Annotated in this window: 14 protein-coding genes; 10 read left to right on the top strand and 4 right to left on the bottom strand. The window is 58.8% G+C overall.

Annotated features, from left to right (window positions below):
* The first annotated feature begins 36 nt into the window (after positions 1-36).
* The 6 genes from FJ951_RS21860 to FJ951_RS28885 all read left to right on the top strand — a co-directional run bounded on the left by FJ951_RS21860 (position 37) and on the right by FJ951_RS28885 (position 6,238).
* Positions 37-744 (top strand): MgtC/SapB family protein, encoded by a 708-nt coding sequence (locus tag FJ951_RS21860; protein ID WP_181165254.1) that lies wholly within the window; start codon positions 37-39, stop codon positions 742-744.
* Positions 745-806: 62 nt separating this feature from the next.
* Positions 807-1,007 (top strand): hypothetical protein, encoded by a 201-nt coding sequence (locus tag FJ951_RS21865; protein WP_140517441.1) that lies wholly within the window; start codon positions 807-809, stop codon positions 1,005-1,007.
* A 253-nt stretch (positions 1,008-1,260) separates the two neighbouring features.
* Entirely contained in the window at positions 1,261-2,055 is a 795-nt protein-coding gene (locus FJ951_RS21870) for an AraC family transcriptional regulator (protein WP_140517443.1), read from the top strand.
* Between the two features lie 653 nt (positions 2,056-2,708).
* The gene (locus tag FJ951_RS21875) at positions 2,709-3,779 is read left to right on the top strand and encodes an AraC family transcriptional regulator (RefSeq protein WP_140499421.1); all 1,071 of its coding nucleotides are present in this window, start codon (positions 2,709-2,711) and stop codon (positions 3,777-3,779) included.
* 532 nt (positions 3,780-4,311) lie between these two features.
* Positions 4,312-5,379: a helix-turn-helix domain-containing protein gene (locus tag FJ951_RS21880; protein ID WP_140517445.1), complete on the top strand. Its 1,068-nt coding sequence runs from the start codon at positions 4,312-4,314 to the stop codon at positions 5,377-5,379.
* Positions 5,380-5,998: 619 nt separating this feature from the next.
* Positions 5,999-6,238: a L,D-transpeptidase gene (locus tag FJ951_RS28885; protein WP_246671769.1), complete on the top strand. Its 240-nt coding sequence runs from the start codon at positions 5,999-6,001 to the stop codon at positions 6,236-6,238.
* 137 nt (positions 6,239-6,375) lie between these two features.
* Here FJ951_RS28885 and FJ951_RS21890 read toward each other — a convergent pair whose 3' ends face one another.
* The 4 genes from FJ951_RS21890 to FJ951_RS21905 all read right to left on the bottom strand — a co-directional run bounded on the left by FJ951_RS21890 (position 6,376) and on the right by FJ951_RS21905 (position 9,993).
* The gene (locus tag FJ951_RS21890; protein WP_140499425.1) at positions 6,376-6,828 is read right to left on the bottom strand and encodes a universal stress protein; all 453 of its coding nucleotides are present in this window, start codon (positions 6,826-6,828) and stop codon (positions 6,376-6,378) included.
* A 673-nt stretch (positions 6,829-7,501) separates the two neighbouring features.
* Positions 7,502-8,326 carry a Ku protein gene (locus FJ951_RS21895; RefSeq protein WP_140517447.1) on the bottom strand — a complete coding sequence of 275 codons (825 nt, stop codon included), beginning with the start codon at positions 8,324-8,326 and terminating at the stop codon, positions 7,502-7,504.
* Between the two features lie 137 nt (positions 8,327-8,463).
* Positions 8,464-9,459: a YihY/virulence factor BrkB family protein gene (locus FJ951_RS21900; RefSeq protein WP_140517449.1), complete on the bottom strand. Its 996-nt coding sequence runs from the start codon at positions 9,457-9,459 to the stop codon at positions 8,464-8,466.
* A gap of 228 nt (positions 9,460-9,687) precedes the next feature.
* A complete protein-coding gene (locus FJ951_RS21905) occupies positions 9,688-9,993 on the bottom strand; it encodes a preprotein translocase subunit YajC (protein ID WP_140500644.1) in 306 nt (101 codons plus the stop codon).
* Positions 9,994-10,586: 593 nt separating this feature from the next.
* Here FJ951_RS21905 and cyoA point away from each other — a divergent pair.
* The 4 genes from cyoA to cyoD are packed head-to-tail and all read left to right on the top strand — an operon-like array spanning position 10,587 to position 14,618.
* Entirely contained in the window at positions 10,587-11,534 is a 948-nt protein-coding gene (gene cyoA / locus FJ951_RS21910; protein WP_140517451.1) for a ubiquinol oxidase subunit II, read from the top strand.
* Between the two features lie 2 nt (positions 11,535-11,536).
* Entirely contained in the window at positions 11,537-13,540 is a 2,004-nt protein-coding gene (gene cyoB / locus FJ951_RS21915; RefSeq protein ID WP_181172263.1) for a cytochrome o ubiquinol oxidase subunit I, read from the top strand.
* On the top strand, positions 13,537-14,211 hold the full coding sequence (gene cyoC / locus FJ951_RS21920; RefSeq protein WP_140517455.1) for a cytochrome o ubiquinol oxidase subunit III: 675 nt from the start codon (positions 13,537-13,539) through the stop codon (positions 14,209-14,211). Before cyoB ends, cyoC begins: the two co-directional genes overlap by 4 nt.
* Positions 14,208-14,618: a cytochrome o ubiquinol oxidase subunit IV gene (gene cyoD, locus FJ951_RS21925; protein ID WP_140517457.1), complete on the top strand. Its 411-nt coding sequence runs from the start codon at positions 14,208-14,210 to the stop codon at positions 14,616-14,618. Before cyoC ends, cyoD begins: the two co-directional genes overlap by 4 nt.
* Positions 14,619-14,794 lie beyond the last annotated feature (176 nt).

Raw genomic sequence — 14,794 nt, forward strand, 5'->3', positions numbered from 1 at the left:
AAAGCCCCTGCATTTTGAATCAGACGGAATGAACATTTGGAAGCTGAAGTCGCGATAACTCAATCAATCCTGCTGAAGCTTGTGCTTGCGTTGCTGCTCGGCGCGCTGATCGGTGCGGAACGCCAGTACCGGCAACAATATACAGGACTTGTGACGCACGCGCTGGTCGCACTGGGCGCGGCGGCATACTCCTCGCTGCCGGGCGCTCTTGGCTCAGGTCTCGATCTTAGAATGGGGGCTCAGGTCGTAACCGGCATTGGCTTCCTTGGCGCCGGCCTGATCATCAGGGACGGTTCCAACATAAGAGGGTTGAGTACGTCCGCGACGATCTGGAGCACTGGCTCTGTCGGGGTCTTCGTAGGCTTTGGCTTTCTGCTGCTGGCCGCGGAAACCGCAATGCTCATTATTATACTCAATTCGCTTCTTCCTAATTTCTCAAGATTCTTTCGAAGGCACTCTCAGGAACAACCTGCCGTCGAATACACGTACACTATAGAGATCGTATGCTCACGAGATAATGTTTATTTGCTCAGATCGATTCTGCTTCAGACCATCAATACAAACCTCCTCCGCCTACGCTCCCTTAACAGCCATCCCATCAATGAGGGCGACGCCATGAGAATAGAAGCAACGTTGTTCAGCAACCGTGATGATGCGCAATCAGTCGAACGCGTCGTCGCTCACCTCGCGCTCGACTCGAATGTTCAGTCGGCTTCCTGGGAGCCGGAAGAAAAGACCGAATAGAGCGAAAGCCAGAAAGACCCTCGACACCACCTCGAAACGTCAAATTTTAAGGAGCTGCTACAATGGAAGGAAACACCAAGGCCTTGTTGGCAAACAAATTGATAGCTATCGGCCTCTTGCTCATAGGCTTTCTCATTTTTGCATCGGGCTATCGCTATGGCTCTCCATCGAGCATCATGGTTGGCTGTCTTCTCTTTGCTATCGGAATCATTCTTCTGGTTATAAAGATCGCCCGCAGAAACAAGCCGGACTCGGTTGCTTGACTTATCGAGTTGGACGAAAGCGATCGCGTCCAACTCCAGTCCGGACAAAAGACTTGGAGAGGCCCTCGTTGTTGGAGGCTCCTAACTGGTACGCCCGCCAGTATAATTCCGTGGTCGCGCGCACCCGCGAGTCCGATCCCGACGCGGAATTCCATATCCAGCAGATTGGCGAGCAGCGCCATGCATCGAGCCTTGCAACGATAGACTATGGCGACGCGTTCGTCCTCGATTTGCGGGACAAGGGTGCATCGCCATGTCCGGGGCGATCAATGACGATGCGTTGAGGGCGGTGTTCCTCTGGGGCGAAGGCACGACCTTCAACGGACAACGGAGTGAAGTACCGCAGTTGCGGATCATCGGCCCGGGAACAGAATTCAAGCTGGAGATGCCAGGAAGCTATCGCCTCATGCGGATCGGTCTGCGTGGGTCCGCGCTCGAGTCTCTGCGCACGGCATCAGCCTCCCACCTGGGCCAGAGGACCGCGCTGATGCCAGGGATACATGAGCAACGCCTCACGGCAGGAGCCGAGCTGGAGCTTCAGCAGAGGCTGCTGCGAACCGTCGGGTTCGCGGAAGCTGCAGCACAGCGTGGCTATGACCTAAGTGCCGGCCTGGCCGTTGCGGCGAGCGAAGCGGGCGCCGCGCTCGCGCGGGTGCTTTCCCTCACGGAGCAACCATCCCCCCGCGCCCTCGGCTCCAGCGATCGGCGCGATATCGTAGATGCCACCCTGGCCATTCTGGAGGCAAAGCCTCATAGCCCTGTTTCCGTCAGTGCAGTTTGCGAGGTACTGGGCATTGGCGAGCGAATGTTGGAGCGCGCCTTTCAGGAACGTCTGGGAGTCAGCCCTCGAGCTTACGAGCGGGAGCGGCGGCTTCGGGCCGCGCACGGCCTTATCCTGACGCAGGGCGATCGCCTCTCGATCACCGACATCGCCATGAGCTTTGGTTTCTGGCACCTGGGCCGTTTCGCTGGAGCCTATACGTCAATCTTCGGATGCTCCCCCAGTGAGGCGCGTCGGCGCTTCTGGAGACACGCAGCACCAGACTGATGGGATGCTCAAACCTGCCGATCCGAGGCTGGTTAACGCGGTGCCTCAGGCATTTTGATCAGGATGGGAAGACGATGAAGCCGTCGGCTCCTGTGGACGGAGGCAGTCGGCAGAAATGCCGGATCCCCCGCGGTCGGCGAATCCTAAAGCCAACGACACACCTACGCGTAGGGCCTCATCACAGCTATGTGCAGCCCGCATTCGGCCTAGTTGCCTGCTGAACCACCCCAATCCGAGAGCTTTCGGGCACTCCGTCGGAAAGTGGATAGAAATTGGTTGGCCGTCAGGAGATTCTGATGGCGCGACCTCAGTGGGGCCGCAACAAACCTTCCGACCGGTTGGTCGCAAGCAAGAGAAACGCAAGGTCACTCCACATGGCGCGCTCGGCGCCGATGAGAATGGCCATAGTCGCAAGGGTAAATACGATGCGAAAACGCTGTCCCAGCTTCCACGAGAAATAAACGCATTGTCTACGTTTGGGATTCCTAGCCCACTCTAGGGGAGCATCTCCGGCTTAAGATTGCCTCAAAATCAATCTCATCCGCGGCGGCAGGTTGAGGGTGTGTTTTATTGTCGGTTTCCTTGCGGGAAACGGCCTGCCGACCTCTTGAGCTGCCTATACTTCGGCGTCTCATGTACGACAGGAGTTTGTTATGGACGCGAGAGTAACCGCTGCCGGCATTCCCACCGACCCTTTTGCGGATGAGCCTCTAAGATGCGCCATCGACGTAAATAGCTTGTCGGCACCCCCAGCCGAACAGTTTGATTTCTATCGATCATGGTTTGCCGGGGTTGCCGAAATACAGCTTCTTCGGGCCGAGCACGCCGTGTTCCCGGCTCGTCATCAGGTATGGCAGTTGGGCGATCTGGCGTTGAGTTCCATCGAAATCCCAGGCTCCGGCTACGAGATACAATGGGAACATCGCAGACGGTCCCTGTTGGATCACTGGATGCTGTCCGTGCCGTTCTCGCAGTCTGCTGCCGGCGAGATGATATCTCGTCGGCCCCGCATGAGGTGTCTGGCCTTGCCCGATGTTGGAGTGAGCAACGATGATCTGTTCATCACACTGTTTCTGCCCCGCACATGGCCGGCAACCAGATCATCGAAAATCGAAGCCAGCGACGAGGCACTGGATTTTCTTGCGCACTACGCCGTTCTGCTGCACCGCTCACTTCCTCATTTGAGAGAAGCGGATCTGCCCCATATCGTCACCGCGACTGCCAACATTTCCGCGGCTGCTCTTATGCCGACAAAAGATCATCTGGCAGAGGCGCAAGGGCCTGTGAACGCGGTGTCTGCCGCTCGGATTGCCAAGCGTATCGCAGAGAGGTTGAGCGATCCCGACTTGACGCCCAACAAACTCTGCCGCGCGGTCGGTGTCTCACGCTCCCGTCTCTACCGGATTTTCGAGCCGGTGGGCGGTGTGTCCAACTATGTGCGGCGCAAGCGGCTGCTGAAAACGCGCGACGCTCTAGCGGACAGTTCGGACAGGCGAACGATCTCCAGCATTGCCGAAGTATGGGGCTTCCAAGATCCGTCTACCTACAGCCGGATGTTCAAAACAGAGTTCGGCATCTCTCCAAGGGAAGCGCGCGAACTCGGGTGGCAGGGCGTCAAGCATTCGACCTGGCTGACTGTGGATGAGCCCCTCGCGGATGCTGGCATCCTGAGCAACCTTCTGATCAACAATTCATTGGGATTGTCCCTTTCTTCAAGACAGTGACGGATTCCTGGCAGAGGTCGGGGCGCCTGGAGATCATCCCACAAGCTACAAGAAATATACGTCAAACCCATATTATGGATTCCTCGCATATTTTTCAAAAATCGATGACCGTTTAAGCTCGGCCGTGTCCTCGTCATTAGCATCACGATTTTCGATAACTCCACTCTGGATTTTTAATTGTCAGGACCGTCTCCTTGCGAAAAGCACATCGTTCATTGTTGATCTGCTAGCTCGATAGGAGCTTGTGATGGAGGTAACAGTACGAAGCGATACTCTTGGCGAGCCGATCGCTGGAGCAGTTGCCATACACGCTGCCGACGTCCGCACATCATCGATTCTGCTGGCTGGGCGAGATGTTCTTGTCGACTGGTTCTATACCACCCAAGCAGGTGCGGGTGTCAGGATTTCAAGTCCCATAACCTCGATCTCGCCGCGGCTACATCCGCCGGGGATGAGCCCGATACGTCTGGTCTCTTGATCGAGAATTCCATGGGGTTGCCGTCACCCTCTTTCAAGCAATGAGTTTGCCTCAATGCAAGACAAGCCATCAATTGTCAGCGAAAGCGAAACGATCGGGACCCCAGAACCTCTAAGATGCGTCGTAGACGTTGATACCTCGCAGGCGCCACCGCCCGAGCAATTCGACCTTTTCCGGAGTTGGCACTCAAATATAGCCGACGTCGAATTGCTGCGAGACGAGTTCGGCTCGTTCTCTGCGCGCGAGCGGGCGTGGCGGTTGGAGAGCCTCGTGCTGGCTTTCATCGAATACCCCGGGATGGGGTACCGTCGGCGGTGGCGCAGCAGAAAGAATCCGGTGTTCGACCACTGGGCTCTTTCGGTGCCCCAGACAATCCCCGCGGGCGGCGGCACGCCAAGAATGGGACAGCTGCGCTGGCAATGCCTGGGTGCACCCCATGAAGACCAGGGTGAGGATGACGGTGTCCTTGCGCTATTCCTTCCGCGGGATTTCGCCTTCTCGCAACCCTTCACGCTCGATATCCGGCCCGAGATGGCCGCATTCGTCGCCGACTATGTTCTGCTGCTCTATCATTCCTTCCCCCATCGCACGGAAAGCGACGTCCCGTATGTCGCATCGGCGACCACCAGCCTGCTTGCCGCGTGCATTTCCCCGTCCCGGGATCACTTTTTCGAAGCACAGGAGCCGATCGACGCGGTCATCATGGCCCGCGCGAACAAGATCATAATAGCCAATCTGGCCGACCGGAATCTGACACCGGGAAAGCTCTCGCAAGACCTCGGCATTTCACGCTCTCGACTTTATCGGATTTTCGAACCAGCCGGAGGAATCTCGCACTATATCCGGCGACAGCGGCTGCTGAAAACGAGGGACGCGCTCGGAAACATCGCGGATGGACGCCCGATTTCGAGCATTGCGGAGGAGTGGGGCTTCATGGATCCCTCGACATATAGCCGGACATTCAGGCGCGAGTTCGGAATCTCGCCCAAAGAGGCGCGGGAGGCGGGCTGGCTGGGCCTCAAGCACCCTCCGTTGGCGGAGCGGTCGAACAACGGCAAACCTTCTCTGAACAGCCTCCTGGCCAACAATTGCCTTCTCAGCCATCAGCTTTCGACTACGTGATTGGAGTCTTCGGCTGAGGTAATCTTGTCGAAGACAAGAGTGAACCCATTCCTTGGCGAAGCTGGAGATTGGACGCCGGTTCGAACTGCCCGCCGGGAACACCACGCAGTCTGACGGGGCGCTCGTATGACATAAGAGATTGCACCCTCAGCGGAGAGGCCGATGTCAGAAATGTTTGTCCCGATAGCGCAGGCTCATCGAAGCTCATAAAATGCCAGCCAAGAAGTCATTAAATTTCGGAGGTTCATTTGGTGAATTCTTTGAGCAGACGATCCGTGATCGTTGGGGGAATATCATTTCTGGCGCTGTCCGGGCATGCGGAAGCTTCCCAAAAGAGTGGGTATATCGGGAGAATTCCGGATAAGCCCTTTTGACATCCCTCTCGTAGACAAGACGCGCATCCCCCAGCAATTCCGTCGGCAAACGGTGCCTTACTTGGGTAGGGAAACCGCCGGAACAATCCTAATCAACAAGCAGGAGCGCTTCCTGTACTATGTCGAAGACGCCGGCAGGGCGATCCGTTTCGGCATCGCAGTCGGTCGGGACGGACAGAGATGGGGTGGAGAGGCCATCGTTGAACGAAGAGCCCGATGGCCGATCTGGACCCCCAACCGCCAAGATGCGACGCCGTAATCCGAGCTTGCCGCAGCGCGTTCCGGGAGGCCCAAACAATCCTCTCGGCGCCCGGGCACTGTATCTGTATCGCAATGGCCAGGACACGCTGTATCGCATTCATGGGACCAATGAGCCGTGGACCATTGGAAAAGCTGCATCATCCGGCTGCATCAGGATGTTGAACGAGCATATTTTTGAACTCTTCGGAACGGTGCGCAACGGTGCCCGCGTTATCGTTGTCTAGCCTGCGGCAATCATGAATGCCATTGCGCGGCACCTCTAAATGCCGAGGCCGACGCGTGGAGACATCCTCGTCACAGGACACCGTCTCTCTGGAAGGTTGAGCGTAAAGGAAGCCGGCGCTTCTCCGGTTTCGTTTGGCTACCGCACGACCAATACAGGCACACTTCCATCCGCGAGAACCTCCGACGTCTGGCTTCCCAGCAAAAGCTTTCTGATGCCACGACGGCCATGGGAAGCCATCACAATCAGGTCGCAGCCTCGTGACTTGGCGGTGTCGATGATCGCCTTGGCCGGGTAGGTATCCGGGACATGTAGAAATTCTGCGGAAACCCCCATCCGGTCGGCTGCCTCCCTGACTTGATCGAGGACTTGCCCTGCGAATTCCTTGCTCGCGGCCTCAAAACTATCAACCTCCTCCTGCGAAGGAATAGACCCGGAGGTAAATCCGGTTCCATAGTCAATCAGCATTGGCTCCGTGACCGTGACAACTGTCGCCTTGGCAGCCAAGGCTTTCGCCAGGGCTATCCCCTGCTCAACGCCCTTCCTGGCGACGTCGGAGCCATCCGTGCTCACGAGGATATGAGTGTACATCTGAGTTCTCCCTGCCTAGTCGACCACGGTTCCGGCAACACCAACACTCGTCGAGATATGCACGTTGGTGCACTGCAAGCCCTCTCTTGGACATCCAACTCACGCCGCTTGTATCGCGACGCTGGGCACATTCGGGAGCGGACGCACCATCTCCAAACCGCGGAGGAATAGCGCTAGCCCGGCCCGGCGATCACCAATTGCCTTTTCGTGTACCAGCTATGGTTAAATCACAGACAAGACGACAGATGTTCGCAATGCCTTTGTTGCCCGCTCAACCTACAATTCATCGAGTCATTGCGTTATGTGCAATTTATCCCAATGAATTGCATCTCGTCCAATTCTCCTTATTGCGACGTGCATATGTTGGCGATTCCCCTTTCGACCCCAAAATCGAACAATATGATTTGATCAATGTATCTTTCGGTGAGTATCTCCATGTGAAAAGAAGCACATTATTGACTGGAGGGGCGGCAGCCGTCACCGCCTGTCTGCAAAGCCCGCCTTTTCGCAGTCGATGGGACGTGCATCTTGGGGTTAAAGGCGACGCGCCCCTGCACCGCGCGAATGACTCGGGCGGAAGCCCCGAGCCCGAGCGACCAATCGATCTTTTCTGATCCCGGCACAGGATCGTTTTCGGTCATAATTCGAAGAAAGCAGACAACCAGATCCGCGACTATGCCGATTTGCGTCCGGCTTTGGCTTTGGGGCGGTCCTTGATGCCTTCCTTGGCGAGACTCTTGCGGAGAACCGACGCCAGATCGATAACGTTCTCCTTGGGCGGGGGCACCGGTTTGGGCGGCTGCTTGCCCTTGCGTTTTGCGTCGATCAACGCGATGAGCGCATCCTCGTAGGTGTCTTCAAATTTCGACGGATCAAACTTGGTCACTTTTTTGTCGATCAGCAGGCCTGCGATTTCGAGCAGTTCCTGGTCATATTCATGGCTTTCCAGGTCTTTGAATACGGTCTCTTCCGAGATCATCTCGTCATGGGTCCGCAACTCGGTAAGCAGCATTCCCTTGCCATATGGCTGTATCACGACTTCGCGCCCGCGTTGGTACAGCACCACGCAGGACCGCGCCGCCACGCCCTTCTTGGCCATCGCTTCGCGCAGCACGGAGAAGGCCTCGGTGGAAGCACCGTCGGCAGGGATCAGGTAATAAGGCTTTTCCAGGTAGCGCGTATCGATATCCTTGATGGCGACAAACTCGTCGACCTCAAGCGTGTGCTCAGACGTCATCTTTAGCTTTTTGATCTCGTCCGGTTCGACCTTGATGAAATCGCCCGCGTCTGCCTCGTAGCCTTTGACTTGGTTTTCGCTATCGACGACATCGCCCGTCTCTTCGTCAACATAGGCAGCCTTGACGGGCAATCCATCTTTCCGATTCAAAATCTTGAAGTGGATTTTCGATGCCTCGCTGGTTGCACCCACAAGCTTCACTCCGCACGACACGGACCCGACTTTCAGAAACCCTTTCCAAACTGCTCGTGGGGCCGCCATGCAGTCCTCCTGTCGCGCCGATCCTTGGCACAAACGTCAGCCGGATCGTTCCGTTCCGCCCGCCTGATCAGCATCGACGCACGCGATCGCATCACGGATGGTGCGGCTTTCCATGCCAACGGTGCCCCCGCGCGGCGTCAATCCTGCTTTCGCCGCGACAAATGCGAGAGCAGCGCGGTGATCAGGCTGCTTACCACAATCCATGCGGCGATCTCGCCGTCATGCACCTCAGGCCGGCGCGGCGTGTCTATCTTGTCGCCGCTCAACGCCACTACCGGCGCAAGGTCTGGCCGGCTTCCGCGCCTGACCGAGTAAGCGCGCGTAATTTCTGCACCGAAGAGGAATATCTGCGCTGAATAATAGACCCAAAGCAGCACCACCATAAGCGCGCCTGCCGCTCCGTAGGAAGTCGCTATCGCGCTGGTGCCGATATACCAGCCGATCAGCGACTTGCCGATGGTGAACAGCAACGCAGTAACCACCGAACCGACGGCAACATCGCGCCATTTGAGCGTGCGATCCGGCAAGACCTTGTAGATCGCCGCGAAGAGCAGCCCAATTAGCAAGAAAGAGACAACGGTGTTGACGCTGCTGAGCACCAGTTCGCCGAACGGCAGGTGGTGATTGATGACATCGCTCAGCGCGGTGATCGCTGCGCTTGCCGCCAGCGATACCAGCAGCATGAAGCCCAACGCGGCAACCAGGCCGAGGCTTGCCGCGCGCGCCCGCACCAGGCGCGAAAGCGACAGGCCGTCGGCTTTTACCTTCCAGATCTCGTTCAACGACTGTTGCATCTCACCGAAAACACCGGAGGCAGTGAAGAAGAGCGTCACCAATCCGATGAGCGTGGCAAGCGTCCCGGACCATCGGTGCGAAGCCGTCTCGATCGTCGCCTTGAGTAGATCGGCACTCTGCGCGCCCATCGCGCCGGATATCTCCGTTGACAGGGCGAGCTGGGCCGCATCCTTGCCCACGGCCAGACCGGCGATCGCCACGACGATCAGAAGGATCGGCGCCAGCGATGTCGTGGCGTAGAAAGCCACCGCTGCCCCGTGGCTCAACGCATTATCGTCGATGAAGCCGGTGACGGCGTCCTTCAAGAGAATCCAGGTACCGCGAACCCAGTGTGGCATCTCCCCTCACCAGTCACGCCATATGGGACGCGGAGCGTCGCGACCTATCTCGATCATGCCTGTCACGGCTCGTCGCACAGGGCTTCCCGTAGCCGATACAGCGCGCGGGTTGGGGTCAAGCTTCATCGAGCGCAGCCCGTCGGTAAGGCTGGCGCGGTGAGATGGCGTGGATAATCCCATCCCGCGAGCTCGGCCTCGTTGGCGAGCCTTACGTCGCAGGGTGATGCGTCAGCCATTTCGGGCCGCGCAATTTTTCTTGAGCCTTATGATCGCCGATTTGTGGACGGTAACCACCCCGCCACAGTCAATCCGTACGCTCAGCTTGTTGGTTTCAGGATCGACCCGAGTGACGTCCCCAACAAGAACGACTTTGTCTCCGACGTGAGTTCTGGGGGGCGCATCGATCGCATAAGGACGATCATAGGAGGGGATGCTCACCCTGGCGCGCCCACTGGGAAGCATGTCCATGACCGTACTCGTCAGGGCAACTTCATCACCGATTGCAACTTCTCGAGGCAGGTTGAATTGCAGCATGGCATTTCTCCCGAGACTATCCCAAATCAATGCTGGCAGCTCGAGTTGGTTGCCTGAAATCGCACCTACATAGCAGGCAATCGGAGACGTGCCGACGCGGATCGCGAGCCGCGGGCTCAACAGCTCGCCGGGGAGGAGCACACGGGGGCGGAGCCTTTAAGAGCCAAGCCAACCGATATTGCGTGATCGCGAAACGTCCCAGCGCGCAACGGCGTCTCGCCCGAGGTTGGGTTGCATCTTGTAGGGCTCGCGTTCGCCGTAGCACCGGCGGTACCCCCGAGTTGGACATTTGCTGTCCGTTCCCGCAGGAGAAGCATCCAGCCTGCAGCACGTTAGGCGCAGTCTCTTTTCGCGAAATGTTGAGGCGAATTGCGTGGCCGACAAGGCAGGCCGACCACACGGGCGCCAGCTTGCCGTAACGCTGACGTAGAACAAGTTGAGATCGGAGCATGGGGCGCGCGAGACGCTCCGTCATCTCGACGTAGCGCCCTTCGCCGTTGGAGACAAAAGCGCATCTTTGCGGAACAAGCAGCCCGCGCCTCAGTTATGCAGGTACTCATCCCCGGGACGGCGGCTGGCTAAGATGTTTTCCAGTGTTACACCGTTGTAGTCGAGGCCTATCGCTTCTCTGGATTTTCGCGGCGGTAACCCTGTCGGGTTGCGCGGGAGGCGTGCTCGACCCGCAGGGACCGGTCGGCGCGGGGAACCGCACGATCCTCCTGAACTCACTGGCCGTCATGCTGGTCATCGTCATTCCGACGCTGGTCGCGCTGCTTGCCTTCGCCTGGATATTCCGTGCCTCGAACCGCAGGGCTCGGTATGATCCAGAGTTCACCTATTCCGGCCGGATCGAGCTCATCGTCTGGTCGATTCCGACGTTGACCATCCTCTTCCTCGGTGGCTTGATCTATTATGGATCGTACCATCTCGATCCTCGCAAGCCGATCGACTCCAGCCGGCCGCCACTCGAAATCCAAGTCGTGGCGCTCGACTGGAAGTGGCTGTTCCTCTATCCCGATCAAGGTGTCGGAACGGTCAACCAGCTGGTTATTCCGACCGGCATGCCGGTGCGTTTCAGATTGACCTCGGCCAGCGTCATGAACACCTTCTTTGTGCCCCAGCTCGGCAGCATGGTCTATGCCATGAACGGGATGCAGACCGAGGTCAACCTGCAGGCTGATCGCGAGGGCGAGTACTTCGGCCTGTCGGCGCATTTCAGTGGCGATGGCTTTTCGGACATGAATTTCCGTGTCAGGGCAGTCTCGGCTGACGCCTTCGCCAGTTGGGCCTCCTCCTTGCATGGCGGAGGCGGCGTGCTCAACGCCAGCGCCTATCGCCAGCTTGCCAGGCAAAGCATCAACGCGCCGGCATCCTCGTTCGGCCATGTGCAGCCGGGCTTGTTCGATGCGGTCGTGCACCAGACGCTACCTCCGGGGCCGGGACCTGCTGGAACCGCCGCCGGAGAGCCGCAGGTGAGCCCGAAAGCTGAGCCCAAGGCGGGAGCGCCGCCCATGGCTCACCAGCACGATGAAGGAGGATGACGATGCTCGGCAAGCTCGACTGGTCGGCCGTTCCCTTTGACCAGCCTATTCCGCTCGGCGCGGCCCTGATCGTCTTCCTGGCCGCCGCCGCCGTTCTGATCTGGGTAACGATCAAAGGCTACTGGCCCTACCTTTGGCATGAGTGGATAACCTCCGTCGACCACAAGCGGATCGGCGTCATGTATATCGTGCTGGCGGCGCTGATGCTTCTGCGCGGCTTCGTTGACGCCGTCATGATGCGCACCCAGCAGGTGCTCGCCATCCACGGGCCGGGATACCTGCCGCCGGAGCACTACGACCAGGTCTTTTCGGCCCACGGCACGATCATGATCTTCTTCGCCGCGATGCCCTTTGTCATTGGACTGATGAATTTCGTCATCCCGCTGCAGCTCGGCATCCGCGACGTCGCCTTCCCGACGCTGAACTCAGTGAGCTTCTGGCTGACCGCGACCGGCGCGCTGCTCGTCAACATTTCGCTCGTCGTCGGCGAGTTCGCGCGCACCGGGTGGCTGCCTTATGCACCGCTGTCGGAGACGACCTACTCGCCAGGCGTCGGCGTCGATTATTATTTGTGGTCGATCCAGATCTCCGGCGTCGGCACCCTGCTCACGGGCGTCAACCTGGCGACCACCATCCTCAAGATGCGCGCGCCAGGCATGGGCTATCTGCGCATGCCGATGTTCTGCTGGACCTCGCTTGCCTCCAACATGCTCATCGTCGCCGCATTCCCTATCCTTACCGCAACCCTCGCCATGCTAACCCTCGACCGTTATCTCGGCTTCCATTTTTTCACCAACGAAGCCGGCGGTAACCAGATGATGTTCGTCAATCTCATCTGGGCCTGGGGTCACCCCGAGGTCTACATCCTCGTGCTTCCCGCCTTCGGGATCTATTCGGAGATCTTCTCGACCTTCTCGTCGAAACCGCTGTTCGGCTATCGTTCGATGGTTGCGGCGACGATGTTCATCTGCATCGTCTCCTTCATGGTCTGGCTGCACCACTTCTTCACCATGGGCGCCGGCGCTGATGTCAATGCGGCTTTCGGCATCGCCACCTCGGTTATCGCCGTCGGCACCGGGGTCAAGATCTACAACTGGCTCTTTACCATGTATGGCGGGCGCGTGCGCTTCGAAACGCCAATGCTGTGGGCGCTAGGCTTTGTCACCACTTTCATCATCGGCGGCATGACCGGCGTGCTGCTCGCCGTTCCGCCGGCCGATTTCATGCTGCACAATTCGCTCTTTCTCGTGGCGCATTTTCACAACGTCATCATCTCGGGCGTGCTGTTCGCGGCCTTTGCCGGCTTCACCTACTGGTTCCCGAAAGCCTTCGGGTTCCGGCTGCATGAGGGTTGGGGCAAGGCGGCGTTCTGGGTCACGCTTGCCGGCTACATTCTGGTGTTCGTGCCACTCTATATCGTCGGCCTTCTCGGCATGACCCGCCGCCTTCAGCATATCGACATGGATATGTGGGCGCCGTGGCTTGTCGTGGCGGCCTTCGGAATCGTGGTGATGATCGTCGGCGCCGCATGCCAGGTCACGCAGCTTGTCGTCTCGATCAGGCATCGCGACGAGTTGCGCGACGAGACCGGCGACCCTTGGGACGGGCGCTCGCTGGAATGGTCGACATCCTCGCCGCCGCCCGTCTTCAACTACGCGCGGCTGCCGCATGTCGAAAACGAGGAGCCCTACTGGACCATCAAGCAAAGGGCAATGGACGAGCAGAGTCAGGAGACCGAAGAGGACTACGAGGCGATCGAGATGCCGCGCAATAGCCCCACAGGCTTCGTCACCGCCTTCTTCAGCACTCTGATTGGCTTCGCGCTCATCTGGCACATCTGGTGGTTGGCGGTTGTCGGCTTCATCGGGGCCTATGCCACCTTCGTTGTATTCGCCTGGCGCGAGCATGGCGATTACGAGATCCCTGCCGACGAGGTCGGCCGCATCGATCTTGACCGAAAGGCAGCCCAGCGTGCCTGGATGCGCAGACGCGAGCGTGTGGCATGAGCGACATCCCCGCCGGCACCGCAACGCGCGATCCCTACCGGCTGGGTCGCACCGCAGGGCATGGCCACCACGTATTCTCGGCGACCGGCCACGGCGAGGGTGGCCCGGCCTCGAAGTTCGTCACGGTTGCCTACGGCTTTTGGATCTTCCTGTTGTCGGACATCATAATGTTCTCGGCTTTCTTCGCCGCGTATGCCGTCCTGTCCAATTCGGCGGCGGGCGGGCCAACAGGCAAGGAGCTGTTTGAGTTGACGCGCGTCGCGGCACAGACGGCGCTGCTGCTCACCTCGAGCTTCACTGGCGGCCTTGCGATGCTCGCGACCCACCGCCGGTCAATGGCCGCCGCCCAGTTCTGGTTGCTGGTGACCGGCCTGCTTGGTGCGGCCTTCCTGTTCCTGGAGGTGCAGGAATTCGCGACCATGGTGAATGAGCAGGCGGGCCCATCACGCAGCGCCTTCCTGTCCGCGTTCTTCGCCCTTGTGGGCTGCCACGGAACCCATGTTGGACTTGGCCTGCTTTGGCTCGGCACCATGATGGCGCAGCTCTGGATAAAAGGCTTTCGTCCCGACATATTGCGCCGGCTTCACTGCTTCAGCCTGTTCTGGCACGCGCTGGACATTATCTGGATCGCCATCTTCACCCTGGTCTATCTGCTGGGAGCGTCATCATGAGCGAAATGGACAGCCGGAACGAGGACATGCTTGACCGCCGCGATTCCGCACCAGGCGAAGAACGCAGCGAGGAACACGAGGTGGCGGGAGGCCTTTCCGGCTATCTGCTGGGCTTTGGCCTGGCGATCCTGTTGTCGGTGGCGTCCTTCATTGCGGCACAAACCGACCTAATTTACCAGCCGGCCGTGATCTCGGCCCTGACGGTGCTTGCCATCGCACAAATGGGCGTCCATCTCGTCTTTTTCCTGCACCTGACGACAGGACCTGACAACACCAACAACGTGCTCGCGCTCGCTTTCGGTGTGCTGATCGTGACCTTGGTCGTTTTGGGCTCGGTGTGGATCATGAACCATCTCAGCCAGAACATGGGAGCGATGGATGCGCATCAGGCCCACATGATGCCATAACGCTGTTCCAGGTCTGTGGCCTGGGCGCAAAACCGCCTGTCCATCGGTTCGGTTATCTTGCGCATAGCGTCTGCACTTCAGGCGTCGAAAATCCATAGGTGCGGAGAGCGGTGAGGAGCTGGTCGAGCTGTTTGGCCCGGCAATGTCTATATCGGCCCGCTCACGGTCGGCGGCAG

The sequence above is a fragment of the Mesorhizobium sp. B2-2-3 genome (assembly GCF_006442405.1).
Classification (GTDB): domain Bacteria; phylum Pseudomonadota; class Alphaproteobacteria; order Rhizobiales; family Rhizobiaceae; genus Mesorhizobium.